We start from the raw sequence: 24,451 nt of genomic DNA, 5'->3' as shown, positions 1-24,451 counted from the left end.
TCAGCAGCGTAACCGGAGCTCACTCCGATGAGGACATCCTGAGCAACGGAATCGTCAGCCGACCGGCCAGCTCGTCGAAGGTGATCCCGAAGGTCTCCCGGACGACCACACCGGCCGGGGTGATCGCGAAGGTGGCCAGATCGGTGTAGACCCGGTCGACACAGGCCAGCCCGGTCAACGGGTACGTGCAGTCGGGCACCAGTTTCGGGCTTGCGTCCTTGGCGAACAGCGTCATCATCACGTAGACGCTTTTCGCCCCGACCGCGAGATCCATCGCCCCGCCGACCGCCGGGATCGCGTCGGCCTCGCCGGTGTGCCAGTTCGCCAGGTCGCCGCGGGCCGACACTTGGAACGCGCCGAGCACGCAGACGTCGAGGTGCCCGCCGCGCATCATCGCGAACGAGTCCGCGTGGTGGAAATACGCCGAGCCGGGCAGCTCGGTCACCGGTACCTTGCCGGCGTTGGTGAGCTCCGGGTCGATCCGGTCGCCGGTGGCGGCCGGGCCCATGTTGAGCATCCCGTTCTCGGTGTGCAGCACCACGCCCGCCTCGGGGGGCAGGTGGTCGGCGACCAGGGTGGGCTGCCCGATACCCAGGTTGACGAACGAGCCGGGCTCGATGTCGCGGGCGACCAGGGCGGCCATCTCGTGCTTGTCGAGACTCATACCGCCACCACCCGGTCGACGTAGATGCTCGGGGTCACGATCACTTCCGGGTCGAGCCGCCCGGTGTCGACCACCTCGCGGACCTGGGCGATGACCAGTGTCGCCGCGGTCGCCATCACCGGCCCGAAGTTGCGGGCGGTCTTGCGGTACACCAGGTTGCCCATCCGGTCGGAGCGGTACGCCCCGATCAGCGCGACATCCCCCTTGATCGGGAACTCCAGGACGTGGGTCCGGCCGTCGATCTCCCGGGTCTCCTTGCCCTCGGCGAGCGGGGTACCGACCCCGGTCGGGCAGTAGAACGCCCCGATCCCGGCGCCGGCCGCCCGCATCCGCTCGGCGAGGTTGCCCTGCGGCACCACCTCGAGCTCGATTCTGCCGGCCCGGTAGAGCCCGTCGAACACCCACGAGTCGGACTGCCGCGGGAACGAGCAGATCATCTTGCGGACCCGGCCCTTGGCCAGCAGCGCGGCCAGCCCGGTGTCGCCGTTGCCGGCGTTGTTGGAGACCACGGTGAGGTCGGTGGCGCCCTGCTCGATCAGCGCGTCGATCAGGTGCACCGGCATGCCGGCCATCCCGAACCCGCCGATCAGCACGGTGGAGCCGTCCGCGATGCCGGCGACCGCTTCGGCGGCGGTCGCGACGATCCGGGCGGTCACGCGACGTTCTCCAGGACGACGGCGAGGGCCTGGCCGACGCCGATGCAGATGGCCGCCACGCCGTAGCGGCCGCCGGACTCGCGCAGGCGGGCGGCGAGCGTACCCAGGATCCGGCCGCCGGAGGCGCCGAGCGGGTGACCGATGGCGATCGCACCGCCCTTGGCGTTGACGATCTCTGGGTCGACACCCCAGGCGTCGACGCAGGCCAGCGACTGCACCGCGAACGCCTCGTTGAGCTCGACCGCGGTGACGTCGGCCCAGGTGATGCCGGCCCGGGCGAGCGCCCGGTCGGCCGCCTCGACCGGGGCGAAGCCGAACAGGGTCGGCTCGATCGCGGAGACGCCGCGGCCGGCGATCCGGGCGATCGGGGCGACGCCGATCCGGTCGGCCGCGGACCGGGAGCCGAGCAGCACGGCCGAGGCGCCGTCGTTGAGCGGCGACGCGTTGCCCGCGGTGATCGTGCCGTCCGGCCGGAACGACGGCTTGAGCCCGGCGAGGGTGGCCGCCGACGAGCCGGGCCGGATGCCCTCGTCGCGGGTGAGAGCGGGGTGCGGGACGACCAGGTCGTCGTAGAAGCCGGCGGCCCAGGCGGCGTCGGCCAGGCGGTGCGAGCGGGCCGCGAACTCGTCCTGCCGCTCGCGGGAGATGCCGAACTTGTCGCCCAGCTGCTCGTTGCACTCGCCCAGCGAGATGGTCCACTCCTGGGGCATCCGCTCGTTGATCAGCCGCCAGCCGAGCGTGGTGGACACCGCGGTCACGTTGCCCGCCGGGAACGCTCTGGACGGTTTGGGCAGCACCCAGGGGGCCCGGGTCATCGATTCGGCGCCGCCGGCCACCACGACGTCGGCGTCGCCGGACTCGATGGTCCGGGAGGCGATGATCGCGGCGTCCAGCGAGGAGCCGCACAGCCGGTTGACCGTGGTGGCCGGCACCGAGACGGGCAGGCCGGCGAGGAGCACGGCCATCCGGCCGACGTTACGGTTGTCCTCGCCGGCCTGGTTCGCACAACCCCACACCACGTCGCCGATCCCGGCCGGGTCCAGGCCGGGGGCCTTGGCCAGCACGCCGCTCAGGGCGGCCGCGGCGAGATCGTCGGGACGGGCGTCGGCGAGGGCGCCGCCGAACCGGCCGAACGGGGTCCGGGCCGCGGCGTACAGGTAGGCGGAGTTCATGCCTCTCAACCTAGGCCGCCCGCACCGATTGAGGCCAATACTGAATCACGCACGATTGATAACCTGAATGCATGGAACTCCGGCACCTGCGCTCCTTCGCCGCGCTCGCCGAGGAGCGGCACTTCGGCCGGGCCGCCGAGCGCCTGCACATCGCCCAGCCGGCCCTGTCCCAGCAGGTCAAGCAGCTGGAGCGGGAGTTCGGGGTGGAGCTGGTCAGCCGCACCACCCGGCGGGTCGAGCTGACCGAGGCCGGGCTGCGCTTCGCCGAGCACGCCCGGACCGTGCTGGGGTCGGTCGACCGGGCCGCCACCGACATGGCGATGGTCGCCTCCGGCCAGGCCGGACGGGTGTCGGTCGGCTTCATCGGCACCGCGACGTACGAGCTGCTGCCGCTGGCCGCCCGGGAGGTCCGCCGTCTGCTCCCGGAGGTCCGCCTGGAGCTGCACGGCGAGCTGCTCAGCCCGGCACTGCTCGACGGTCTGCTGGACGGCACCTACGACCTCATCGTCCTGCGCCCGGACAGCCTGACCACGCCGCGCACGGAAACGCGCCCGGACAACCCGACCACGCCGCGCACGGAATCCCCGGGCGCCGACATCCGGGTGCTGCGCACCGAACGGCTGGTCGCCGTCCTCCCCGACTGGCACGACCTTGCCGACCAGCCCCGCATCCACCTGTCCGACCTCGCCCCCGACCCCTTCGTCATGCACTTCTCCGGCCACCGCTCGTCCATGCACGAGCACGTCCTCACCGCCTGCGCCGCCGCCGGCTTCCGCCCGTCCTCGATCATGGAGGTCGGCGAGACCGCCACCCTGGTCGTCTTCGTCGCGGCGGGCCTCGGCGTCGCCCTCGTCCCGGAGGCGGTCCGCAGCCTGGCCCTGGAGGGCGTCGTCTACCTTCCGCTGGATCAGGCGCCGACCATCGACCTGGCCCTGGCCACCCGTTCCGGGGAGACCTCCCCCGCGGTGCGGCAGGTCGCCGAGATCGTGACCCGGTGCACCGGGATCGGATGGCGTTAAGGTCCGGGGTATGGACGCCGAGCAGGAGTTGACCGACCGGGTGGTGGCGTCCTTCGCGGACACTCCCGACCCGCGGCTGCGCGAGGTGATGCGGTCGCTCACCCGGCACCTGCACGCCTTCGTCCGCGACGTGCGGCTGACCGAGGACGAGTGGCGCGCCGCGATCGCCTTCCGGACGGCCGCGACCTCGGTGATCGCCCGTGGAGCCGGGTCCGCTTCGACATCGTGCTGGCTCCGGCCGCCGACCCTCCGCTTCGATGATCGAGAAGCATGAGGACCACGGCGATCATGTGGGTACGCCGTGCCGCGACCGCCGCCCGCGGACATTATGCGGATGAGGCCGCGGTCGGGGCGAGCTAAGCTCGGTGCCGGTCGAGGAACGGAGCAGTCGTGTCAGCGGATGACGACATCTCGGGGTGACACCCCGCTCCCCCATGTCGTGATCAGCGTGACCCCTTCGTACCCCCTGAGGTCCTTTCATGTCCTTGACGTGCACCAATCTGTCCTTTTCCTGGCCGGATGACACCCCGGTCTTCGACGATCTGACCCTCGCGGTGCCGCCCGGGCGCACCGGTCTGGTGGCGGCGAACGGATCCGGCAAGAGCACCCTGTTGCGGCTGATCAGCGGCGAGCTGCGACCGACCGGCGGCAGCGTCGTGGTCGACGGCGTGCTCGGCTATCTGCCGCAGCATCTGCCGTTCGCCGCGGAGCGGAGCGTCGCCGAGGTGCTCGGGGTCGACCGGATCCTGGCCGCGCTGCACGCCATCGAGGCCGGCGATGCCGCCGAGGAGCATTTCACCACCGTCGGTACCGACTGGGACATCGAGGAGCGCACCCGCGCCGAGCTGGACCGGCTCGGGCTCGGCGGGATCGGGCTGGGCCGGCGGCTGGCCACCCTCAGCGGCGGCCAGGTGGTCTCCCTCGGGCTCGCCGCCCAGCTGCTGAAACGGCCCGACGTGCTGCTGCTCGACGAGCCGACCAACAATCTGGACGGCCCGGCCCGGGACCGCCTCACCGCGGTGCTGCGCGGCTGGTCCGGCACGCTGCTGGTGGTCAGTCACGACCGGGCGCTGCTCGACGGGATGGACCGGATCGCGGCCCTCGACCACGGTGAGATCCGGTGGTATGGCGGGGACTTCACCGCGTACTCCGCGGCCGTCCGATCCGAACGGGAGGTCGCCGAGCGCCAGGTCCGCACTGCCGAGCAGGACCTCAAACGGCAGAAACGCGAGATGCAGCAGGCCCGGGAGCGGGCCGCGCGGCGCGCGTCGACCGCGGCGCGCACCCTGGGCGACGCCGGGCTGGCCCGGATCGTGGCCGGTGGCCTGAAACGGGATGCGCAGGTGTCGGCGGCGAAGGCGAACGAGACGCACGCGAACCGGGTCGGCGACGCCAGGGCCCGTCTCGACCAGGCGTCGCGCGCGGCGAAGCAGGACGACAGGATCGTCGTGGAGTTGCCGGACACCACCGTCCCGGCCGGGCGCACCGTCTTCCACGGCGAAAATCTGCAGGTGGCGTACGACGGGGTGCCGGTGTTCGCCGCGCCCGGCGTCGATCTGGACATCCGCGGCCCGGAACGGATCGCGCTGATCGGCCCGAACGGCGCCGGCAAGTCCACCCTGATGCGTGTCCTCACCGGTGATCAGCGGCCGGATGCCGGCGAGCTGACCCGGGCCGACGGCCGGGTGGCGTATCTGTCGCAGCGCCTGGACCTGCTCGATCAGGATCGCACCGTCGCGGAGAACCTGGCCGCGTGGGCCCCGGCGCTGCCCGACGCCGACCGGATGAACCTGCTGGCCCGCTTCCTGTTCCGGGGTGCCCGGGCGCACCTGCCGGTCCGGGCGCTGAGCGGCGGCGAGCGGCTGCGGGCCACGCTTGCGTGCGTGCTCTTCGCCGAACCGGCGCCGCAGCTGCTCCTGCTCGACGAGCCGACCAACAATCTCGACCTGGACAGCGTCGGGCAGCTGGAGGCCGCGCTCAGTGCCTATCGGGGAGCGTTCGTCGTGGTCAGCCACGACGAACGCTTCCTCGACGAGATCGGCATCACCCGCCGGTTGCGACTCGACGGCGGGCGGCTCGCGGAACTATGACTCGGTCAGGGCCGGTGCCGGCGACTCGTGCCGGTCGCCGGTGCTGATCGGGATGCGGCGCGGCTTGGCCGCCTCGGCGACCGGGATGGTCAGCGTGAGCACGCCGTCCTGCCAGGTCGCGCTGATCTGGTCGAGGGCCAGGCCGTCACCGAGGGTGATCCGTCGCTCGAAGGTGCCGGTCGGGCGCTCCCGGCGCACCCACTGCACGTCGTCGTCGGTGCGCGCGGACCGCTCGGCGCGGATGGTCAGCACCCGCCGGTCGACGTCCACCTGGACCGAGCCCGGGTCGATGCCGGCCAGGTCGCAGTGCAGGATGAAGTGGTCACCGGAGCGGTACAGGTCGATCGGCATCGCCAGACCGGCGGCACCGGCGCCCATCATCCGGTCGAACTCCCGGAAGGGATCGAAAGTCAGCACCACGACACCTCCTCTTGACTGCCCGCCGGACTCTCCGGCGGACACGTGGCGCTCGGCTGTAGATCGGATCTGCCGAGGTCGCTGACCAGCAGCGACAGATAATTTTTTAGCACTGCCACGGAGAGAGTGCCAACCCCTTCGCCACATTTTTTTGGAGGTCGTCTTGCCCGCCGATCCACCCACCCCGTACGTCGCCGTCGACGCCGAGATCCTCGACCGCAACCTGCGCGCGATGGCCGGTCGCGGGCTGCCGCTGCGCCCGCACGCCAAGACCCACAAGTGTGTCGAGATCGCCCGCCGCCAGCTCGAGCTCGGCGCCGACGGCCTCACCGTGGCCACCGTCAGCGAGGCCGAGATCTTCGCCGACGGCGGGGCGGACGACCTGTTCATCGCTTATCCGATCTGGCCATCCGGGCAGCGCGCCGACCGGCTGCGCGCGCTCGCCGCCCGGGTGGCGCTGCGGATCGGCGTCGACTCGGCGGAGAGCGCGGCGGCCCTCGGCCGCGCGGTGCCCGGGCTGGAAGTCCTGGTGGAGGTCGACAGCGGGCATCACCGCAGCGGTGTCGCACCCGGCTCGGCCGGGGAGATCGCGGCGGCCGCCGACCGGGCCGGGCTGACGGTCCGCGGAGTGTTCACCTTCCCCGGGCACGCCTACGGGCCGGGCCGGATGGCGGCGGCCGTGTGGGACGAGGCGGACGCGCTGACCGAGGCGGCCGCCGCGGTGGCGGCCGCCGGGCTGGACGCCGGCGTCCGCAGCGGCGGCTCCACCCCGACCGCGGCGCTGACCGGCGCCGGACCGCTCACCGAGATGCGCCCCGGGGTGTACGTGTTCGGTGACGCCCAGCAGGTCGAACTCGGCACCTGCGGCTGGGACGAAGTGGCCCTGACCGTGGAATCCACCGTGGTCAGTCGCTCCGGGCGCCGGATCATCCTGGACGCCGGCAGCAAGGTGCTCGGCGCCGACCAGCAGGCCTGGGCCACCGGCGGCGGCCGGCTCCTCGGCCACCCGCAGGCCCGGATCACCGCCCTCTCCGAGCACCACGCCACGGTGCTCTTCCCCGGCGACTCCCCGCTTCCCGGACTCGGCGACCGGCTCTGGGTCGTCCCGAACCACGTCTGCGCCACGGTCAACCTGGCCGACGAGCTGGTCGTGACGTCCGGCGGCGAGCTGATCGACCGGTGGCGGGTGGCCGCCCGGGGCGCCAACACCTGATCCCGTACTCGGGGCCGGGGTCGGACCGGTGTCCGTCCCCTGCTCCCGGGGTCGCCCCACTTCGGCGGCGGCCCCGGCCGGCAGCCGGGCGACGCCCTCGGCGCCGGGTCGACCGGGTGGAGAAGGGCAACACCCCCGACCACTGTCGACCACGGCCCCGGGTTCTCCGGGGCCGCTGGGGGCCTGACGGTGCACCGGCTGGTCCAAGCGGTCATTCGGGAGGCATCCACGTCGGACGGCACCGCGGAACGGGCCGTCGAGGCCGCACTCGGGATCCTGCTCTCCGCCGCACTGCCTATCGACGCTGGCCATCACATATGCCCACCTCGGCCGCATCGACGAGTCCATCGAAATTCTGGAACGCGTGAACAAGCACTTCGAGCGGACGCGGGGGATCGACGACACGATGACCAGGGAATCGGCTCAACTGTTGGCGAGCTTCAAAGGGGCGAAGCACCGCCCGGCGCCTCGCCCATCGCCGTCAGATTGATTGTCGACGAAGTCGGAGATGGTCGAGGCGAACAGCGCCGGCACCTTCAGGTGACCCCTGGCGCCGCTGTTCTGCGGGATCTGCGTGGACCCGGGGTCACGGTATGAGTCCCGCAGCGCGGCTGTGAGCTCGGCGTCCGTGGTGATCGCCGCCGGGGCCGCACCGGGCGACTACCACTGGTCGGCCCGGGCGGGGGCTTCACGGCGTACCGCCGCAATCGTCTTGTGAACCTGATTGACGCCGGACGGCAACCGCTCTGAACTCGGCGTACCGGCGTCCCGGTCGAAACGGACATCGCACTACCGATGACGTGAAAGGACGCCGTCCCCCCATGAGCAGTGACCGCATTCGCGCACTCGCCCTGTCCTGCCTCCTGACCGTCGGCGCCTTGGTTCCAGCGGCGCCGGCGCTGGCCGACGCCGGTCAGGACGGCAACCCGGGAGCATCCGTGACCGATCCTGATATGCCGACGCTGGGAAGCCGGCTGGACGCGGTGCGCACCGCGAAAACGATGAACTACTATCCGTCCGCGGCCGGCTGGACCGCGATGTGGACCCGTTTCGACCCGATTCAGGTGGACAGTGACCTGGAGCGGATCGCGGCACTGGGCGGGACCACCGTGCGGCTCGTGGTGTTCCCGAAGGTGTTCGGCTTCCCGCAGCCGGACCCCGACTACCTGGCCGAGCTCAGCGACATCATCAACCTGGCCGGCCTCCACCGCCTCACCGTGAAGTTGACGCTGTTCGATTGGTGGTCCCGGTACAGCAGTGTCAATGGCAGCGTTACCTGGGCGAACGCGGTCCTGGCGCCGTATGTGGACGACCCGCGGGTGATCGCGGTCGAGGTGAAGAACGAGATGTCACCGGATGACGCGGAGGCGATCGGCTGGGCACGGCGGGTGATCCCGGCGATCCGCGAGTTCGCGCCGTCGATGCCGCTGACCGTGTCGGTCGACGGGCACGCCGGCCCGTCCGGGCTGGCCCGGCTCAAGGACGTGCTCGGCGACGACATGCTGAACTACTGGGACTTCCACTACTACGGGCCGTCTGAGCAGGCGCTGACCGAGATCCGGCGGGCACAGGAGATGGTCGCGCCGGATCCGATGGTGATCGGCGAGACCGGGCTGAGCACCGCCGGCAGCAGCCAGGGTGCGCAGGCCGTCTATCTGGCCCGGGTGTTCCGGGCCGCCGCCGAGGCCGGCGTGGGTTCGGTGGCACCGTGGACGCTGACCGATTTCGCCCCGGGGGCGATACCGGCCGGCTCACAGGTTTCCGCACAGCCGGCGCAGTACCGGTTCGGCCTGTTCCGGGCCGACGGCACGGCAAAGCCGGCGGCCGCGGTGGTGCGCGACGCGTGGAGCGGCACGACGCCCGGCGACGACCTGCTGGACATGAGCTTCGAACGCGACAGCGACGACTCGCCGTGGCAGGACAACCTGCCGGGCGCCGGGGTGGCGACGCAGACCGACGAGACGGCGCACGACGGGATCTACTCGGTGCGGTTCTCCGGCACCGGGCGGGACCCGCGCGGGCTGCCCTCGCTGCGGATCTCACCGCTCACCCCGGTGCACGGCGGGCAGACCTGGTCGGCCTCGGCCTGGGCCAAGGGGCTCGACCTGACCGGCACCACCGAGATCGCCCTGAGCTGGTTCGACGCCCAGGGCCGGTGGATCAGCCAGGACCGCTCGCTGCGGCTGCCGCCGGGCACCACCGACTGGACCCGGCTGAGCGTCGGCGCGATCGCCCCGCCGGACGCCGCCGCGCTGCAGCTGCACCTCAAGTCCGGGGACAACGCCGGCGCGGCCTGGTTCGACGACGTCAACCTGACCGTGTCCTGACACCGGAGCCGTTTCCGTTCAGCCGTACGATCGCCGTGTTCAGGGCGGTCGCGAACATCGTCCAGACCACGTAGGGGGCCAGGGCGGCACCGGCCAGCCGGTCCGCCCGGGCCGCCCGACGCAGCAGTACGACGTTGGACACGTTCAGGGCGAGGATCTCGGCGAGCGCCGCCTTCGGCCGCTTCGCGCCGAAGAACAAGCCGCTCCAGGCCGCGTTGAGCCCCAGATTGACGGCGTACGCCCGGACCAGATCCGCCTGCTCCGACCCTTCCGCCCGGTCGATCGCGCGGGCCCCGGCCACGGCGATCAGCGCGTACAGCGGGGTCCACACGGCCGGGAACGCCGCCGGGGGCGGCTGCCAGGAAGGTTTGCGCAGCCTCCGGTACCACCGCGAATCCGGATCGGTGGCCAGTACTCCGGCGCCGGCCGCGGCCACCACCCCGGCCGCCGTCTTCACCCAAGTCGGAACAGTCATGAGCCTGGTTTACCCGAAGCGGGCTCGGGCACACGAACCATCATGGCTATCGACATTCACGGCAAACGCATCGCCTTCCTCGCCACCGACGGTGTGGAGGAGGTCGAGTACACCGAGCCGCGCAAGGCGGTGGAGAACGCCGGCGGCACCGCCGAACTCATCTCGATCAAGGACGGTGCGATCCAGGCGGTCAACCACCTGGACAAGGCCGGGACGTACGCGGTGGACCGGCTGGCCAAGGACGCCGCCGTCACCGACTACGACGCCCTGGTGCTGCCCGGCGGGGTGGCGAACCCCGACTTCCTGCGCGCCGACCCGGACGCGGTCCGCTTCGTCCGCGACTTCGCGGCGACCGGCAAGCCGGTCGCCGCGATCTGCCACGGGCCGTGGACGCTGGTCGAGGCGGGTGTCGTCGAGGGCCGGACGCTGACCAGCTGGCCCAGCTTGCGGACCGATGTCACCAACGCCGGAGCGACCTGGGTGGACGCGGAGGTCCACGTCGACGGGGCGCTGGTGACCAGCCGCAAGCCGGATGATCTGCCGGCCTTCTGCGAGCAGCTGCTCCGCTCAGTCAGCAACCGCTAGGTCGTCCAGCTTCCTGATCGCCGCGGACACCTGTCCGGTCAGCGCGGTCAGCGTGGTCGCCTGCTCGGCCGTCATCGACTGGGCGCGGGCTGTGGTCGCGTCGATGTCGGTGATCGCGGCGCTCATCCCGGACATGATCTCCACGACCGCGGCGACGTGCTCGTTCAGCTCGTCGAGCGTGGTGGAGATCGTCCGGGTGGACTCGGCCGTGGTCAGTGCCAGCGACTTCACCTCGTCGGCCACCACCCCGAAACCCTTGCCCGCCGCACCGGCCCGGGCCGCCTCGATCGTGGCGTTCAATGCCAGCAGATTCGTCTGCTTGGCGATCCCGCCGATGAACCGGGCCACCTCGTCCACCTGGGCCAGGCTCGCGTGCAGGGTGCCGATCGCACCCGTCGCCTCGGCGTTCCCGGTCAGCAGCCGGCCGGCGACCTCCCGGACATCCGCCACCTGACCCTCGATCCGGGCGGCCGCGGCACTCACCGAACCGGCCCGCTCCGAGACGTCCGCCAGCTGCGCGCTGACCACCGTCGACGTGCCGGAGACCAGCTCCCGGGCGGCCCGCTGCGCCGCCGACTGGGCGGCGGTCTGCTCGTCGTGCGCCCGCTGCAACTCCTGCTGCCGCTGCTCCTGCTCGGTGCGCAGCAACTCCTCGTTCGCACTGATCCGGTCCAGCATGCCGTCGACCGTCCGGCCCAGCGCGGCCAGATCGTCCGACCCGGACGCATTGATCCGCAACGTGTGATCACCCGACGCGATGATCTGCTCCGTCGTCTCCCGCAACGGCCGCACCCGCACCCGCAACGCGCGGCGCGTCGACCAGCGCATGAACAGCACCAGCAGCAGGGTGGCGACGACCATCAGGGCGAAAAGCCGCCAGGCGGTACGCGTCGCCGCCTGATAGATCGGTCGAGGCTGGACCGCCTCCATGGTGAGGCTGCCACCGTCGACCGTGGCGACGCTCGCGTCGACCGCCATCTGGTCGGTGCCCAGCACCGCGGTGTGCACCTGCACGGCGCCCATCCGGCTGGACAGCGCCGGCTGCGCGACCGCGCCCGGCCGGACGCCGCCGACCAGGCCGATGCTCAGGCTCAGCTCCTTGCCGAGGCCGGCCAGCCGGGCGGCGTCCAGCCGTTTCAGCATGATGAAACCGCCCGACGGGGCGCCCTCGCCGGAGCTGCGGAACGCGCCCAGCCCACAGAAGAGGTAGCCGCCGCCGGCCGCGAGCACCCCACAGGTCGGGGTGCCGGCCCGGGCGTTCGGGTCGTACAGCCGCTTGAGCAGCGCCGGGTCGTTCAGGTCGGCGGGCAGTGCGGTAAACCTGTCACCACCGTCGGTGAGACCGCCGACCAGCAGCTTCCCGGCCGCCGAAACACCGAGAACGCCGTCCAGGCCGTTGTCGTCATGCTGGCTGGCCGGCGGATAGTCGACATCGAAAGCGGCCTCGTCGCCCCGGGCGATGGTGAAGTAGGCCTCGTCCCAGATGCTGTTCGTGACCCCGAAAGCGGTCAGCAGCTGAGCCTGGTTGTCCAGGCCGATCCGGATCCGGTCGGCGTCCTGGGCCACCTGCCGCGCTTCCAGACCATCGAAGGCGCTGGTCGCGACCTGGCGCAGGAGCAGAAAGCCGAGGACGCACGCGGTCAATGCGGCGAAGATCGGCCACAGCCGTCGTACCTCCAGTTTCATGACTGTGTTATCGACCTGGGGTGGAAAGGTCTGAGCAACCGGGCGGACGCCGCGGGCGTGCCCTCGCTCACAGCCACATCAGCCCGGTGTAGCTCACCTTTCTCCCTCGCGTCTCCCTCGCGCCTCCCCCGTCTCCCTCGCGCCTTCCCCCGTTTCCGTCGCGTCTTCCTCGCGCGGGAGACCTGCTGGCGGGTGTCTCACGTCGCACCGCTGGAGCCTTGTGGAGGCGCGACCCCTATCGTGAGACGCATGGTGGACGGCGCGGATGTTTTGGAGGTCGCTGGACGATTGGGGCCCTATTTCCGTTGGGAGCCGGTGAACGACGCCGCGGACTGGCGGCCATTCCGCGACCTGCTGGACCACAACGTTGCGGCCGAGCGGGTAGCCATCGCGCGGAGCACCCTGGTACGGATGTCAGGCCTCACCCCGGACGCCATCGGCGAACGCGAAACCGCCTCGATCACCTTTCTGGGGCTGGCCTCCCGCCTGCTGTCCCCGCTGCTCGGCGCCGCATCGATCGCCGGCGCCCTGCCGCTGCCTGAGCCCGACCGCCTGTGGTGGCGGCCGGTGCCCGGCGGTCCTGTGCCGGTCGCCTACCGCGCCGTCGACGCCGTGCCCTGCACGACCGAACCCGCGACGGTCATCGCCGCCCGCTTCACCGAGACCGCATTGGCCCGGCTGACCGGCCCGCTGCTCGAAACGTTCCGAACGCGGTTCTCCCTGTCCCCGCAGGTGCTGTGGGGAAATGTGGCCTCGGCTCTCGGCGGGGCCGCCGGGATGATCGCCGACCAGTCCCCGCCACACGCGTCCCGGGCCGCCGAGATCCTCGAAGCCCTCCTGCTCCGCGCACCCCTGAGGGCCACCGCCGACCTGGTCCGACCCGACCCGGCTCGCGACCGCCGCTTCCTGGTACGCCGCAACTGCTGCCTGTATTACCGCATCCCCGGCGGCGGCACCTGCGGCGACTGCATCCTGACCCCACCCACCGACCGCGAGAACCACTGGCGCGCAGTCCTCCACCGCTGACCGCCGCCCATCACCGCGACAACCACCGGCCCGCAGCCTTCCACCGCTGACCGCCGCCCATCACCGCGACAACCACTGGCGCGCAGCCCTCCACCGCTGACCGCCGCCCATCACCGCGACAACCACCGGCCCGCAGCCCTCCACCGCTGACCGCCGCCCATCACCGCGGCTCGCCAGCCCTCCGGCATTGAGCCGGGCGCTCGGCTCCTTCTCAGCTTCGCCGGCGCGTGGCTCTCGGAGGGAGGCGGACGCCGCCCATGGTGTGCATCGCGGCCGAGCCTCGCGGCCTGATCCGCGGATCGCGCCCGACGATCCGTCGTGCCGGTGATGTGACATCGACCGACTCGGCCTCAGCCACCTCTGAATCCGACTCGCCGCCCGCCGCGTCGACGTCCGCCAGCCCGGCGTCGATCGTCCCGCTGAATGCCGCCAAGCCGGTCTGCGACTCGGTGCGGGTCGTCTCGCCGGCCCCGGTCTTCTCGTCCCGGCGCTCGCCGGCGGCCGATTCGGTGTCCGCCGATGCGGTCGCGGATGCCTCCGTGTCCGCCGATACGATCGCGGGCGCCTCCGTGTCCCCCGATACGATCGCGGGCGCCTCCGTGTCCCCCGATACGATCGCGGGCGCCTCCGTGTCCCCCGATACGATCGCGGGCGCCTCCGTGTCCCCCGATGCGATCGCGGGCGCCGGGCGGACCTGGATCTCGACGGTCTCCCGGGTGCGGAACTCGGCCTCCGCGAGCGGAGCCGCGAGCAGGAACGTGTTCGGCAGCGCCGGCGGACCGGCCTCCACCGGCTCCGGGCCGAGAAGCATCTTCACCGCGCCGACGTTCGCCGCCGCGAACAGCGCACTGACCATCGCCAGGACCGGCGAGGACTCGATCGCGCCCACCACCAGCGCGCCGGTCGCCACCGCGGTGGTCAGCGCGATCGAGGCGCCGATCTGCCGGATGCCCCGGGTGCCCCGATCGCCGATCAGGTAGGCCACCGCCGCGGACCCGGCACCCAGCACCGCGGACACACCCCACACGGTCGCGTAGGGCCACAGCGGCCCGGCACCCTCGTCGTCCGCCATGAAGAACAGCAGCAGCGGCGCGCCCACCAGAGCGGTCATCAGGAAGATGACGGCATCGACGGTCAGCACGATCGCACCACCGGTGATCGCGTCCATCCTGCGTACCCAACCGATGTCGACCATGCGCGTCGCCTCCCCCAGGAACTCTGACCGAGCACCGTACCGCATAGCTCCGGCAACGAATCGACGAAGCCCAGCGCCTCGCCCACCCGGGGTCTCGACGCCGGATCCGTCTGCCCTCCTTCGTACCGTGGGGCTGTGACATTCTTGCTCGCGGACCCACCGCCGCTGACCGCCCTGTCCGGCTCCCATAACGTGTTGATCGCCGGAGCAGGGGGCGGTTTCGACGTCTACGCGGTCGCGCGGAACCTGGCCGGCTCGGTCGGGAATGCGGCACCCGCGGACCCGGTCAGACGATGGAAGCCGCGCGCCGCTGAGCGTACCGAAGGCCGGCCGCGACGGCGCCGTACAGCGCGAAGCCCGAGCCGACACCCGCAATCAGGGCGACAGTGCCGGCCGAGGCGCCCGCGGCATACGCCAGGAGACCACCGAGACCGAGTGCGGCCATGAGGGCGGCCAGCCAGTAGTAGAACGGCATCCGCCAGGCCCACGCCAGCGGGGCGAAGTGCACCCCGACCACCAGTGCCACCCAGGCGACCGCGACGTCCGGCTTGTCCAGCACCTGATTGATCACATACAGCCCGCCGAAGAGCGCGATCACCTCGCCGACGACCGCATACCAGTATGCGCGGTGGGCGAACCCCTGCACGTCGTCGCTCCCGGCCGCCGACCCGGCCGACCGGACCACCCGGAACATCCAGAACAGCAGAGCGGCGGCGGTCACCACGGCGGCCGCCCGGATCACCGTCGGCCAGGGATCGGGCAGATCGCCACTGTTCACCATCACGAAGACCGTGCCGAAACTGAGCCCGATCAGCGAACCGGTGACCAAACCGGACGGTCGGCGTACGTCGTTGTCTCTCCCCGTCATCCCGCCATAGTGCCGTCCGGGGCATCGATCGCGCAGCCCCGTCATCCTTGCCGGCCATCGACCATCCCTCCCCCTGGTTCCAGCTCCGCCACCCGGACCCGCCGGCCCGCACCGGCACGACCGCCGGGCCCCGTCACGTGCTGAGACGCTCCAGCCAGCGGTCGAGCAGGGCGGCCTCGGCGGGCTCCAGAACACGCGTACCGGAGACTGTCAATTGCGACCGCAACCTCAACGCCGCGGCCGGAACCGGATCCGCCTCCTCGCCGTGCGTGGCCGGCTCGGTCAGGACCGCGCCGAGGACGGCCTCGCGCATGCGGATGGACAGGCTCGGATCGTCGAAGAGCTCGGGCTGGGCGATCAGGCTCAGGGCGAGACCGACGTTGGCCGGCAGGATCATCTGCGCCGCCAGGCCCGGAGCGACCCGGAGCGCGCCGATCGCCGAGCACCGGGTCAGGGTGGCCTGTAGAAGGTCCATGATCTTCTGCCGGGCGCGGGCGTGCGAGCGGGGTCGCGGGGAGAACATCAACTGGTAGATCGCCGGGTTCTCGTGCGCGAAGGTCATGTGGTCGTCCCACCCGGCGCGCAGGTCGGCGACCGGATCGCCGGTCGGCTCCAGTGACTGTTTGCGCTGCGCGTAGCGCCGCAGGCCATCGTCGGCGACCGCATCGAGCAGGCCTTTCTTGTCACCGAAGATGCGGTAGAGCACCGGCTGGGTGACGCCGACCCAGTCGCAGACCGCCCGGGTGGCGATGTCGTGGTCGGGCGAGTCGGCCAGCAGCCGCTCGGTGGCGGCGATGAGCGCGGCGCGGACGTCGGAGGTCATGGAAGCGATGGTACGCCGTCGCCGTATCGGTGATACAGTCTTTTTATCGCCGCTACGGGGAAGCGATAGCGGCGCTATCAAAGGAGTGCGCACATGTCTCAGCAGCGAGTGGCGATCGTGACCGGCGCGTCGCGCGGTATCGGCCGGGCGGTCGCGCAGCGGCTCGCCGCCGACGGCGCCGCGGTGGTCGTCGGCTACAGCGGCAACGCCGCGGCCGCCGCCGCGGTGGCCGACGAGATCACCGCGGCCGGTGGCCGGGCGATCGCCGCCGGTGCCGACGTCGCCGACGAAACCGCGGTCGCCGCCATGTTCGACTTGGCCGAGCAGGCGTTCGGCGGCATCGACGTGGTGGTCAACTCGGCCGGCATCATGCACCTGTCCCCCATCGCCGAGCTGGACCTCGACGACCTCGACCGGATGCACCGCACCAACATCCGCGGCGCCTTCGTGATCGCCCGCGAGTCCGCCCGTCGTCTCCGCGCCGGTGGCGCCCTCGTGATGATCTCCACGTCCGTGCTCGGCCTGCAGTTCCCCACCTATGGCGGCTACGCGGCCAGCAAGGGCGCCGTCGAGGCGATGACCATGATTCTCGCCCGCGAGCTGCGCGGCCGTGACATCACGGTCAACGCGGTCGCGCCCGGCCCCACCGCCACCGACCTCTTCCTGGAGGGCAAGGACCAGGCCACCATCGACCGTCTGGCCCAGCAGCCGCCCCTGGAGCGCCTCGGCACACCGGCGGACATCGCGGCCGCGGTCGCCTTCCTGGCCGGCCCGGCCGGCCACTGGATCAACGGTCAGACGCTGCGCGCGAACGGAGGCATCATCTGACACCGGTCGGGCGGGCGGCCGCGACAACCGAACGACCTCGCCCGACAGGCTCACGGCAGAGCAGGAGCTGTCAGGCGGGCAGCTCGGCGCCCCAGCGGGCGAACTGAGCCTGGGCCTGGCGTTCGGCGCGGGTCAGGAGACGGGTGCGGCCGCCGGGCAGCCGCGCCAGGACGTGCGTGATCAGGAGGTTGGCGGCGACGCGCGTCAGGGCGTACCAGGGCGGGCGGTAAGGCAGGCCCAGGTCGCGCAGGGCGTGGCGGCCCAGAAGCCAGGAGCTGACCGAGAGGGCTCGTTCACGTTCGAAGGTCCGGCGCCAGCCGTGGGTGACGTCGTCGGTCATCGCGATCAGGGCCCGGGCCAGGGCGACGCTGTTCGCGTCCGGGGGCGGGTCGTGGGAGAGGAAGTGGTAGAGCTGGCGGCGGCCCTGGCGTTCGGTGTGCGGAAGCCACTGCTCGTCGACGCCGAGCAGCCAGCCGACATAACACCACAGGTGCATCACGGCCCGGGCGTCGGCGCGGGTCACACGGACACCGAGGAGGCGAAGGTGGAGCAGGAAGCTGGTGGAGAAGACGCCGAGTGTGCTCGCCTGATCGTACTGGTTGATCGGCAGACCACGGCCGGCGTGATCCCAGGTCGGGTCGTTCTCCAGGCGGGCGTTGACCAGGGCGTGCAAGACGCGTACGTGCAGGGTCGCCTTGAGACCGGCGCCGTCCGGGGCAAGGCCGCCCGGTGCGGTGACCGACCGCCACCAGAGCGACGTCTCCTTGATCCGCCGCAGCGTCTCGCCGCCGGTCAGGCGCCCGGTCCGGACCAGGGGTTCGAGCGCCGCGCCGGTCCGGTATCCGCCGAGCAGCGACCCGTAGGCGAGCACCAGCCCGGCGTCCATCCCGAACGCCCGGCAGGCCTGCGCCCCGCGCTCCAGCAGGCCGTCGTCGACCCAGTCGGGCCGCCGCGCGACCGTCGCGAAGAAGCCGGCGAACGGCTCCGGCAGGTCCTCGGCGGGCCCCGCCGCGACGATCCGGTGCAGGTCGCCGATGGTCAGCACCGGGGACTCCCGCACCGCCCGGACCAGGGCGGCCGCCGGCTCGTCCCGACGCGTCAGGCCGGCCCGCAGCGCGGCGAGTTCCGCATTGCTCGGCCGCGCGCCGTTGCCGGCCAGGATCCGCAGCGGCCGCGCGGCTCGCTCGCCCCACGCCCGATCCGCCCCGAACCTCGCCGGTACCATCCTCCGACCCTAGAGCGGCCGCTCGCCACCCACCACTCCCCGCCGGGCCGCCCCGCCCCGGGCACGAAAACCTACGCCCGCGGCCACCAGGGGCAGCAGACCGAGCACCGCGGCTGGCGGCACGAAGGGCAGCAAACCGAGCACCCCGGCTGACGGCACGGAGAGGAGCAGACCGAGCACCGCGGATAGTGGTTCGAAGGGCGCCGGACCGGGCGCCGATTACCGCGGACCGGGCACGGAGACCAGGCACGGAGACCAGGCAGGGAGACCGGGCACGGAGACCGGGCACGGAGACCAGGCACGGAGACCAGGCAGGGAGACCGGGCACGGAGACCGGGCACGGAGACCGGGCACGGAGACCGGGAATAGGCGGCGGAACCTGACCGGAGGGCAGACAACCCGGAGAGCGCGTAGCCCGGACGGGTACAGGCGCCCCAGCGACGGGCGGGCTCGTCAGTCGATTCCTCAGGTGCCGGGCTGATCGGGCGATGGTCAGACCATTGACGGTTCGACGAAAGGTTTCCCGTGATCAGGCGTATGCCTCGCACGGTGCTGGCGTCGACCGCGTTGGCGCTGAGCGCCATCGTCGTCTTCGCCGCCATCCTGGCCGGCTGGCATGTCCCGCCGGTGCTGCTCTGGCTGCCCGCGGCACCGTCCTGCATGATCCCGATGGTGATCGCGGCGCGGATCACCCGGATCAGCGGGTTTCCGCGCCCTACCCGGATGTTCTGGGGGCATCTGGCCGCCTGCACCGTGCTGTCCGCGGTCGGCAGTGTCTGCAACGCGGTCGACGCGCTCGGGCACGGTGCGCCAACCCAGGAGATGTCGCCGTGGACGGTGGCGGCGTACGGCGGATGTGTGGTGGCCCTGATGGCCGGCATGTTCCGACTGCCGATGGGCTCGACGGGGTCCGGCGACCGGCTGCGGATCGGGCTGGACGCCGGGACCGTGCTGCTCGCCGCGTCGATCTTCATGTGGCAGTTCCAGCGGACCGGATCGCCGGTGGTGATCGGGTTCACCATGGTGCTGCAGCTGGTCACCATCTTCGCGATCGCCAAGGTGGCACTGGCCGGGCATCACTACATCGCCCGCAACGCGCTGCGGCTGTTCGCCCTCGGACTCTTCGGCGGGGTGCTGATCGGCGCGTCGCAGCGGTTCATCGCGGACCGGCCGGAGCTCAACATGGGCCCGCTCGGCGTACCGCTGATCATGGTGTTGGCGACCGCGGCCGCCGAGGTGCAGCGGAACAGCTGCCCCTCCCGGGCCGGGCTGCGGGTCGGTGGCCGCCGGCCGTTCAGCGTGCTGCCCTACCTCGCGGTCGTCGCGATCGACGGCCTGCTCGTCGCCACCTGCTGGCCGCATCCGCGGGAGCGGCTGGTGGTGCTGGGCGCGGTGGCGCTGACCGCGGTGGTGATGTGGCGGCAGATCACCGCGATGCGGGAGAACACCGGTCTGGTCGCCCGTCTCGACCACAATTCGACCCACGACGCGCTCACCGGCCTGCCGAACCGGGCGCTGTTCAACGCCCGGCTGGCCGGCGGCGAGGCCGGGCAGCCGGTCAGTGTGGCGCTGATCGACCTGGACGACTTCAAGACGGTCAACGACACGCTCGGGCACGGCGCCGGGGACGCACTGCTCACCACGACGGCGCGCCGGCTGCGGGCCAGTGTGCGGGAGGTGGACACGGTGGCCCGGCTCGGCGGCGACGAGTTCGTGGTGCTGATGCCCGGGCTGACCGCGGCCGAGGCGGAACCGGTGGCCCGCCGGATGATCGGGTCGCTGGCCGAGCCGGTCCTCGCCGAGGGGCACGATCTGCTGGTGCGGGCCAGCATCGGGATCGCCGACGGCCCGGGTGACGAGCCCGGTGAGCTGCTGCGCCGGGCCGACATCGCGATGTACGCGGCGAAGCACGAGGGCGGCGGCACGGTGCGTGTCTACACCGCCGGGATGGCCGGCGCGGTGGCCGACACCGCGGCGCTCGGCGCGCAGCTGCGCCAGGCGATCGCCGGTGGCCAGCTGCGCCTGGAGTATCAGCCGATCGTGGCGCTCGACGGCAGCCACCTGACCGGCGTGGAGGCACTGGTCCGCTGGCAGCATCCGCAGCGCGGGATGATCCCGCCCGGCGAGTTCATTCCGGTCGCCGAACGCACCGGGCTGATCGTGCCGCTCGGCGAGTGGGTGCTGCGCACCGCCTGCGAGCAGCACGCCGCGTGGCGGACCGAGCTGGGTCCGGACGCACCGGCCCGGATGAACGTCAACGTGTCGGCGCGGCAACTGTCGGAAGGGGACTTCCTGGAGCGGGTGGTGCACATCCTGGCGGTCACCGGCATGCCGGCCGAACTGCTCACCCTGGAGATCACCGAGAGCACCGCGGTGGCGCTCGGCGAGGAGTCGACCGGCAAGCTGGAGGCGTTGCGGCGGACCGGGATCCGGATCGCGCTGGACGACTTCGGCACCGGGCAGTCGTCGCTGACCCTACTGCACGAGCTGCCGGTCGACCAGTTGAAGCTGGACCGCTCGTTCGTCGAGGCGACCCAGGGCCGCCGGCTGAACATGCCGGCCGCGGTGTTTGCCCTGGCCGGCGCGGCCGGGCTGGACATCGTGGCGGAAGGGGTGGAGACGCCGGAGCAGGCGGACCGGCTGGCCGCGCTCGGCTACCGGGCCGCGCAGGGCTTCCACTTCGCTCGGCCGATGCCGGCCGATCAGCTGGTGAACTCCTGCAGGCGGCCGGAGATGTCGTCGGCGGTCGCCGCCCGCTGACGGCCGGCGAGCGCGATCAGCTCGCTGATCTCGTCGAGGGTGGCGGCCCGCTGGGCTTCGATGCCGGCGATCGCTTCGCTGTGGGCGTGCCGGGCGTCGGCGACGATCGTCGACGCCCGCAGCTGCGCGTCGCTGAGCAGTTGGGCGGCCTTGGTGGTGGCCTGCTCCACGAGCAGCTCGGCTTCGGCCCGGGCCTGGTCGACGCAGGCATCCGCGGTCCGCTGAGCGACCTCCAACATGCCCGACTTATCCGCATTGACCGGAGTGAAGGACGCTTCTCGCGCCGCGGTCAGCGCCTCGCGCAGGGCACGGGCCCGCTCCTGCGCCTCCAGACACTCCAGCTCCGCCCGGCGCACCCGCTCGGCCAGGTCGTCGTGCCCCAGCCGGGAGCTGAGCGCCCGGTTCTCCGCCTCGAGGCGGCGCATCTCCCCGGCCACGTCCTCCAGGAACGCGTCCACCTGCTCCTCGTGATAGCCCGACGCACCGGGCCGCGGCCGCCGGAAGGCGATGCCGTTGATCTCGGCCGGGGTGATCGCCACAACGGCACCTGCCTTCCCGAGCTGTGCACGTTCCCCGATGGGAGATAGTCAGGACAACGTCGTCACGCAGTACACCCGCCCCCGGACACCAATGTCAACATCGTGTGCCGGTCAAGCCCCGTTTGCGTGAGCCGCGGCCAGCGCCTCGCCCACCCCGGCGAGCAGTTCGACGGCGGTGAACGGCTTCTGCACGATCCGTGCCTCCGGTTCGATGCGATGCTCCCGGCGCACATCGGCGTCGCTGTACCCGGAAATGAACAGCACCCGCAGGTCGGGCCGCCGGGCGCGCAGCCGGGCGGCGAGCGCCGGACCGGACCGGCCGGGCTGCACCACATCGGTGATCACCAGTGCCACGTCGTGCAGGTCCAGCGCGGCCAGCGGCCCGTCGCCCAGCGCCGTCGCCCGGTAGCCGTTGTCCCGCAGGATCCGGATCACCAGGTCCCGTACGAACTCGTCGTCCTCGACGACCAGCACCAGCTCGCCGTGCCCGTGCGCGAGTTCCGCCTGGCTGGGGCCGGGAGACGCGCCGGCCGGCACGGCGGCCGACGGCAGCAGGATGCGGAACGTGGTACCGACCCCGGGCGCCGACTCGACGCCGATCGTGCCACCCGCGTCGCCGACGATGCCGTACACCGTGGCCAGACCCAACCCCGTACCGCGATCGGGTGGTTTGGTGGTGAAGAACGGCTCGAAGAGCCGGTCGCGAACCTCGGCCGTCATCCCGCAGCCGGTGTCGCTGACGGTGAGCCGGGCATACCGCCCAGGCGGCAGCGGCGCGGCCGGCCCCTCTCCCACCTCGACCAGGTCGGTCTCGACCACGACCACCCCGCCGTCCGGCATCGCGTCCCTGGCATTGATCACCAGGTTGAGCAGGATCTGGTCGAGCCGGGCCCGGTTGGCACGGACCGGCATCGGCGCGGCCGACGGCCGGTTGACCAGGCGCACGTTCTCGCCGATGGTCCGGCTGAGCAGCTCGCCGGCCTCGGTCACCACCTGGTTCAGGTCGATGACCTCCACCTGGGTCGGCTCCCGCTTGGCGAACACAAGGAGCTGCCCGGTCAGCTCCTTGGCCCGGTCGGCGGCGTTGCGGATCCGCCGCAGATCCTCGGCGGCCTCACCGGACACCTCCCCATCGAGGAAATCCGCATAATTGAGGATGATCGCCAGCAGGTTGTTGAAGTCGTGCGCGATCCCGCCGGCCAGCTGACCGAGGCTCTCCAGCCGATCGGCGCGCGCCGACCGTTCCCGGGCCAGTTTCTCCTCGGTGATGTCCCGCTCGGTGGCCGCCGCCGCGACCACCACACCGTTCTCGTCCCGGATGGGCCAGACATCCGCGCAGATCAGGAGCGGCGTTCCGTCCCGGCGCACCCGGCGCGACTCGTCCAGATGAAGCCGCCGCCCGGCTGCCAGCTCACCCAGCGCCCGCTGCAGTTCGTCGCCCCGGTCGTCCGGCAGGATCTCGGCCAGCGAACGCCCGATCACCTCCGCGGCCGGCCAGCCGTACATCCGGGTCGCTCCCCCGTTCCACGCGACGATCGTGCCGTCCAGGCTCGTCGAGATGATCGCGTCCCCGGACTGCTCGGCCACCGCGGCCAGCACCTGCCGCTCCCGCGCCGCCCCGGACGCCGACCGCTGCGCCCGCCGCTGGAACACCGCGAGCCCCCACGACACCGCGGTCGCCCACGCGATGAACGCCAGCCGCAACCACTGATCCGCCGTCCCGAACAGACCCTCAGCTGTCGAAACGGCCAGTGCGGCGGCGAACGCATAGCCGCCGACCAGCAGGACGACCGAGGGAAGGGCGGCGGCCGCGGCCAGGGCCGGACCGATCGCCACGGTGCCGAACAGCAACATCCGGGTGGGCATCAACGCGGACCACACCGCCAAGGCGGTCACCGTGACCACCGAGAACAGCACCGCCGACAACCGCACGAAAACAGCGTATTCCCGAGATATGCGGCGGCTCCGGCCTTCAAAGATCAAGCCCGTAGTGAATTCTTATGAAGATCAAAGTCGAGATGGAAGATCAACTTCAAATTCCGGATGTCGTGCGCTCCGGCCGATAACCGATCGCTGCTCCCGCCGCACCGGGCGCGTCGATCTGGCCGCTGGCGCGTCCATGACGATCGCCACCCCCTTCCACATCCGCTGTCGGGCGCGGTCACCCCGCAAGATCAAACCCGCGACGGAGGCGCCTCGACCTCGGACGCGGCCACTGATCCACGGCGAGCTCGGCCCAGGCCACACGCTCCCGTTCGGCTCGGCCGAATCAGCGCCGGTCACAGCCGGCTCGGACGGTGAAAGGTGGGCGGCGGGAGGCGGGAGGCGGGAGGTGGGAGGCGGCTTGGCGGATCGGCGGATCGGCTGTGACACCGCGTTTGGCGGGGTCGCGGGCTCGCGGTGGGGAGAGGCCCGGGCGCGGCGCTGGGGTCGTCGCGCCCGGACACTCTCTTCAACGGATCTCGGGCGGAAAAGTTCAACATGGTGACGTCGAGTCGTCCACTCACGATCGGTGTGCCGGGGCGCCCGTCGATGGAACGCCACCGATCGAAGCAATGTTCTGGTCCCCTCCGCTGCGGGACGCTGATCGCCCGGCCGGCACAGCGGGTCGGCCGCGCGTACCGCGACCTGCGTCTTCGGCAGGGAACCCACAGGAAACCGGTCTGTTTCACTCCTCCCTCGGAGCGGGCGGCACGGTGGAATCCGGCACGATCCGGGAGTCGTCCGTCTCCCGGGTGCCGTCCGCCGCGACGTCCGGATGCACGTCGCGGCGGTGTTCCTCGATCTGCTCATCGGGCACGTCACGGTGGCAGAGGTTGCAGGTCGCCATCCGCATACCCAACCAGACGTTCGGAGCGGCCGCCGGGGAACGCGGTTGAGCTG

The 24,451-nt window shown here is 71.7% G+C and carries 23 protein-coding genes; 9 read left to right on the top strand and 14 right to left on the bottom strand.

Features of this window, described 5'->3' with window-relative positions; all coding sequences use genetic code 11:
- Positions 1-19: 19 nt before the first annotated feature.
- Genes ACSP50_RS14140 through ACSP50_RS14130 form a run of 3 tightly spaced genes read right to left on the bottom strand, consistent with a single transcriptional unit; the run spans position 20 to position 2,492 of the window.
- On the bottom strand, positions 20-664 hold the full coding sequence (locus ACSP50_RS14140; protein WP_014689720.1) for a 3-oxoacid CoA-transferase subunit B: 645 nt from the start codon (positions 662-664) through the stop codon (positions 20-22).
- Positions 661-1,320, bottom strand: a complete 660-nt coding sequence (locus ACSP50_RS14135) for a 3-oxoacid CoA-transferase subunit A (RefSeq protein ID WP_014689721.1) — start codon at positions 1,318-1,320, stop codon at positions 661-663. Before ACSP50_RS14135 ends, ACSP50_RS14140 begins: the two co-directional genes overlap by 4 nt.
- Positions 1,317-2,492, bottom strand: a complete 1,176-nt coding sequence (locus tag ACSP50_RS14130) for a thiolase family protein (RefSeq protein WP_014689722.1) — start codon at positions 2,490-2,492, stop codon at positions 1,317-1,319. The genes ACSP50_RS14135 and ACSP50_RS14130 overlap by 4 nt, the downstream gene beginning before the upstream one ends.
- Positions 2,493-2,563: 71 nt before the next feature.
- Between ACSP50_RS14130 and ACSP50_RS14125 the strand changes: the two genes are divergently transcribed.
- From ACSP50_RS14125 to ACSP50_RS14115, 3 genes are all read left to right on the top strand, one after another.
- Positions 2,564-3,511 (top strand): LysR substrate-binding domain-containing protein, encoded by a 948-nt coding sequence (locus ACSP50_RS14125; RefSeq protein WP_014689723.1) that lies wholly within the window; start codon positions 2,564-2,566, stop codon positions 3,509-3,511.
- 10 nt (positions 3,512-3,521) lie between these two features.
- The gene (locus tag ACSP50_RS14120; protein ID WP_014689724.1) at positions 3,522-3,785 is read left to right on the top strand and encodes a dioxygenase; all 264 of its coding nucleotides are present in this window, start codon (positions 3,522-3,524) and stop codon (positions 3,783-3,785) included.
- A 205-nt stretch (positions 3,786-3,990) separates the two neighbouring features.
- On the top strand, positions 3,991-5,601 hold the full coding sequence (locus tag ACSP50_RS14115; protein ID WP_014689725.1) for an ABC-F family ATP-binding cassette domain-containing protein: 1,611 nt from the start codon (positions 3,991-3,993) through the stop codon (positions 5,599-5,601).
- Here ACSP50_RS14115 and ACSP50_RS14110 read toward each other — a convergent pair.
- A complete protein-coding gene (locus ACSP50_RS14110) occupies positions 5,596-6,018 on the bottom strand; it encodes an Hsp20/alpha crystallin family protein (RefSeq protein ID WP_231956931.1) in 423 nt (140 codons plus the stop codon). The genes ACSP50_RS14115 and ACSP50_RS14110 overlap by 6 nt on opposite strands.
- Positions 6,019-6,181: 163 nt before the next feature.
- On the opposite strand from ACSP50_RS14110, the gene ACSP50_RS14105 reads away from it, so the two are divergent.
- Both ACSP50_RS14105 and ACSP50_RS14100 read left to right on the top strand, forming a co-directional pair.
- The gene (locus ACSP50_RS14105; protein ID WP_014689727.1) at positions 6,182-7,231 is read left to right on the top strand and encodes an alanine racemase; all 1,050 of its coding nucleotides are present in this window, start codon (positions 6,182-6,184) and stop codon (positions 7,229-7,231) included.
- A gap of 821 nt (positions 7,232-8,052) precedes the next feature.
- Positions 8,053-9,558, top strand: a complete 1,506-nt coding sequence (locus tag ACSP50_RS14100) for a cellulase family glycosylhydrolase (protein WP_014689728.1) — start codon at positions 8,053-8,055, stop codon at positions 9,556-9,558.
- Here the strand turns inward: ACSP50_RS14100 and ACSP50_RS14095 are convergent.
- On the bottom strand, positions 9,539-10,033 hold the full coding sequence (locus tag ACSP50_RS14095; RefSeq protein ID WP_014689729.1) for a TspO/MBR family protein: 495 nt from the start codon (positions 10,031-10,033) through the stop codon (positions 9,539-9,541). The genes ACSP50_RS14100 and ACSP50_RS14095 overlap by 20 nt on opposite strands.
- 42 nt (positions 10,034-10,075) lie before the next feature.
- Here ACSP50_RS14095 and ACSP50_RS14090 point away from each other — a divergent pair, with 42 nt between their 5' ends.
- A complete protein-coding gene (locus ACSP50_RS14090; RefSeq protein WP_014689730.1) occupies positions 10,076-10,618 on the top strand; it encodes a type 1 glutamine amidotransferase domain-containing protein in 543 nt (180 codons plus the stop codon).
- On the opposite strand, the gene ACSP50_RS14085 is transcribed toward ACSP50_RS14090, so the two are convergent.
- The gene (locus tag ACSP50_RS14085) at positions 10,601-12,304 is read right to left on the bottom strand and encodes a methyl-accepting chemotaxis protein (protein ID WP_014689731.1); all 1,704 of its coding nucleotides are present in this window, start codon (positions 12,302-12,304) and stop codon (positions 10,601-10,603) included. The genes ACSP50_RS14090 and ACSP50_RS14085 overlap by 18 nt on opposite strands.
- A 315-nt stretch (positions 12,305-12,619) precedes the next feature.
- Between ACSP50_RS14085 and ACSP50_RS14080 the strand changes: the two genes are divergently transcribed.
- Positions 12,620-13,330 (top strand): (2Fe-2S)-binding protein, encoded by a 711-nt coding sequence (locus ACSP50_RS14080; protein ID WP_231956930.1) that lies wholly within the window; start codon positions 12,620-12,622, stop codon positions 13,328-13,330.
- 211 nt (positions 13,331-13,541) lie between these two features.
- Here the strand turns inward: ACSP50_RS14080 and ACSP50_RS14075 are convergent, their stop codons facing one another.
- From ACSP50_RS14075 to ACSP50_RS14065, 3 genes are all read right to left on the bottom strand, one after another.
- Positions 13,542-14,525: a Replicase polyprotein 1ab gene (locus ACSP50_RS14075; protein WP_014689733.1), complete on the bottom strand. Its 984-nt coding sequence runs from the start codon at positions 14,523-14,525 to the stop codon at positions 13,542-13,544.
- Positions 14,526-14,811: 286 nt separating this feature from the next.
- The gene (locus tag ACSP50_RS14070; protein ID WP_014689734.1) at positions 14,812-15,393 is read right to left on the bottom strand and encodes a hypothetical protein; all 582 of its coding nucleotides are present in this window, start codon (positions 15,391-15,393) and stop codon (positions 14,812-14,814) included.
- A gap of 133 nt (positions 15,394-15,526) precedes the next feature.
- Positions 15,527-16,216 carry a TetR/AcrR family transcriptional regulator gene (locus ACSP50_RS14065; RefSeq protein ID WP_014689735.1) on the bottom strand — a complete coding sequence of 230 codons (690 nt, stop codon included), beginning with the start codon at positions 16,214-16,216 and terminating at the stop codon, positions 15,527-15,529.
- Positions 16,217-16,309: 93 nt separating this feature from the next.
- Here ACSP50_RS14065 and ACSP50_RS14060 point away from each other — a divergent pair, with 93 nt between their 5' ends.
- Entirely contained in the window at positions 16,310-17,044 is a 735-nt protein-coding gene (locus ACSP50_RS14060; RefSeq protein ID WP_014689736.1) for an SDR family oxidoreductase, read from the top strand.
- Positions 17,045-17,114: 70 nt separating this feature from the next.
- Here ACSP50_RS14060 and ACSP50_RS14055 read toward each other — a convergent pair whose 3' ends face one another.
- Positions 17,115-18,269 carry an oxygenase MpaB family protein gene (locus ACSP50_RS14055; protein WP_014689737.1) on the bottom strand — a complete coding sequence of 385 codons (1,155 nt, stop codon included), beginning with the start codon at positions 18,267-18,269 and terminating at the stop codon, positions 17,115-17,117.
- 9 nt (positions 18,270-18,278) lie between these two features.
- Positions 18,279-18,449, bottom strand: a complete 171-nt coding sequence (locus ACSP50_RS41850) for a hypothetical protein (protein ID WP_155123501.1) — start codon at positions 18,447-18,449, stop codon at positions 18,279-18,281.
- 345 nt (positions 18,450-18,794) lie between these two features.
- On the opposite strand from ACSP50_RS41850, the gene ACSP50_RS14050 reads away from it, so the two are divergent.
- Entirely contained in the window at positions 18,795-21,029 is a 2,235-nt protein-coding gene (locus ACSP50_RS14050) for a bifunctional diguanylate cyclase/phosphodiesterase (RefSeq protein WP_231956929.1), read from the top strand.
- On the opposite strand, the gene ACSP50_RS14045 is transcribed toward ACSP50_RS14050, so the two are convergent.
- The 3 genes from ACSP50_RS14045 to ACSP50_RS41845 form a co-directional block, all read right to left on the bottom strand.
- On the bottom strand, positions 20,972-21,568 hold the full coding sequence (locus ACSP50_RS14045; protein WP_014689739.1) for a DivIVA domain-containing protein: 597 nt from the start codon (positions 21,566-21,568) through the stop codon (positions 20,972-20,974). The two genes, ACSP50_RS14050 and ACSP50_RS14045, sit on opposite strands and share 58 nt — an antisense overlap.
- A gap of 111 nt (positions 21,569-21,679) precedes the next feature.
- The gene (locus ACSP50_RS14040) at positions 21,680-23,500 is read right to left on the bottom strand and encodes a PAS domain-containing sensor histidine kinase (protein WP_014689740.1); all 1,821 of its coding nucleotides are present in this window, start codon (positions 23,498-23,500) and stop codon (positions 21,680-21,682) included.
- A gap of 736 nt (positions 23,501-24,236) precedes the next feature.
- The gene (locus ACSP50_RS41845; RefSeq protein ID WP_155123500.1) at positions 24,237-24,398 is read right to left on the bottom strand and encodes a hypothetical protein; all 162 of its coding nucleotides are present in this window, start codon (positions 24,396-24,398) and stop codon (positions 24,237-24,239) included.
- Between the last annotated feature and the right edge of the window lie 53 nt (positions 24,399-24,451).

The organism is Actinoplanes sp. SE50/110, from assembly GCF_900119315.1.
In the GTDB taxonomy this organism is placed as follows: domain Bacteria; phylum Actinomycetota; class Actinomycetes; order Mycobacteriales; family Micromonosporaceae; genus Actinoplanes.
The sequence above is the reverse complement of the archived record's forward strand: the minus strand, read 5'-3'. Positions and strand labels throughout refer to the sequence as shown.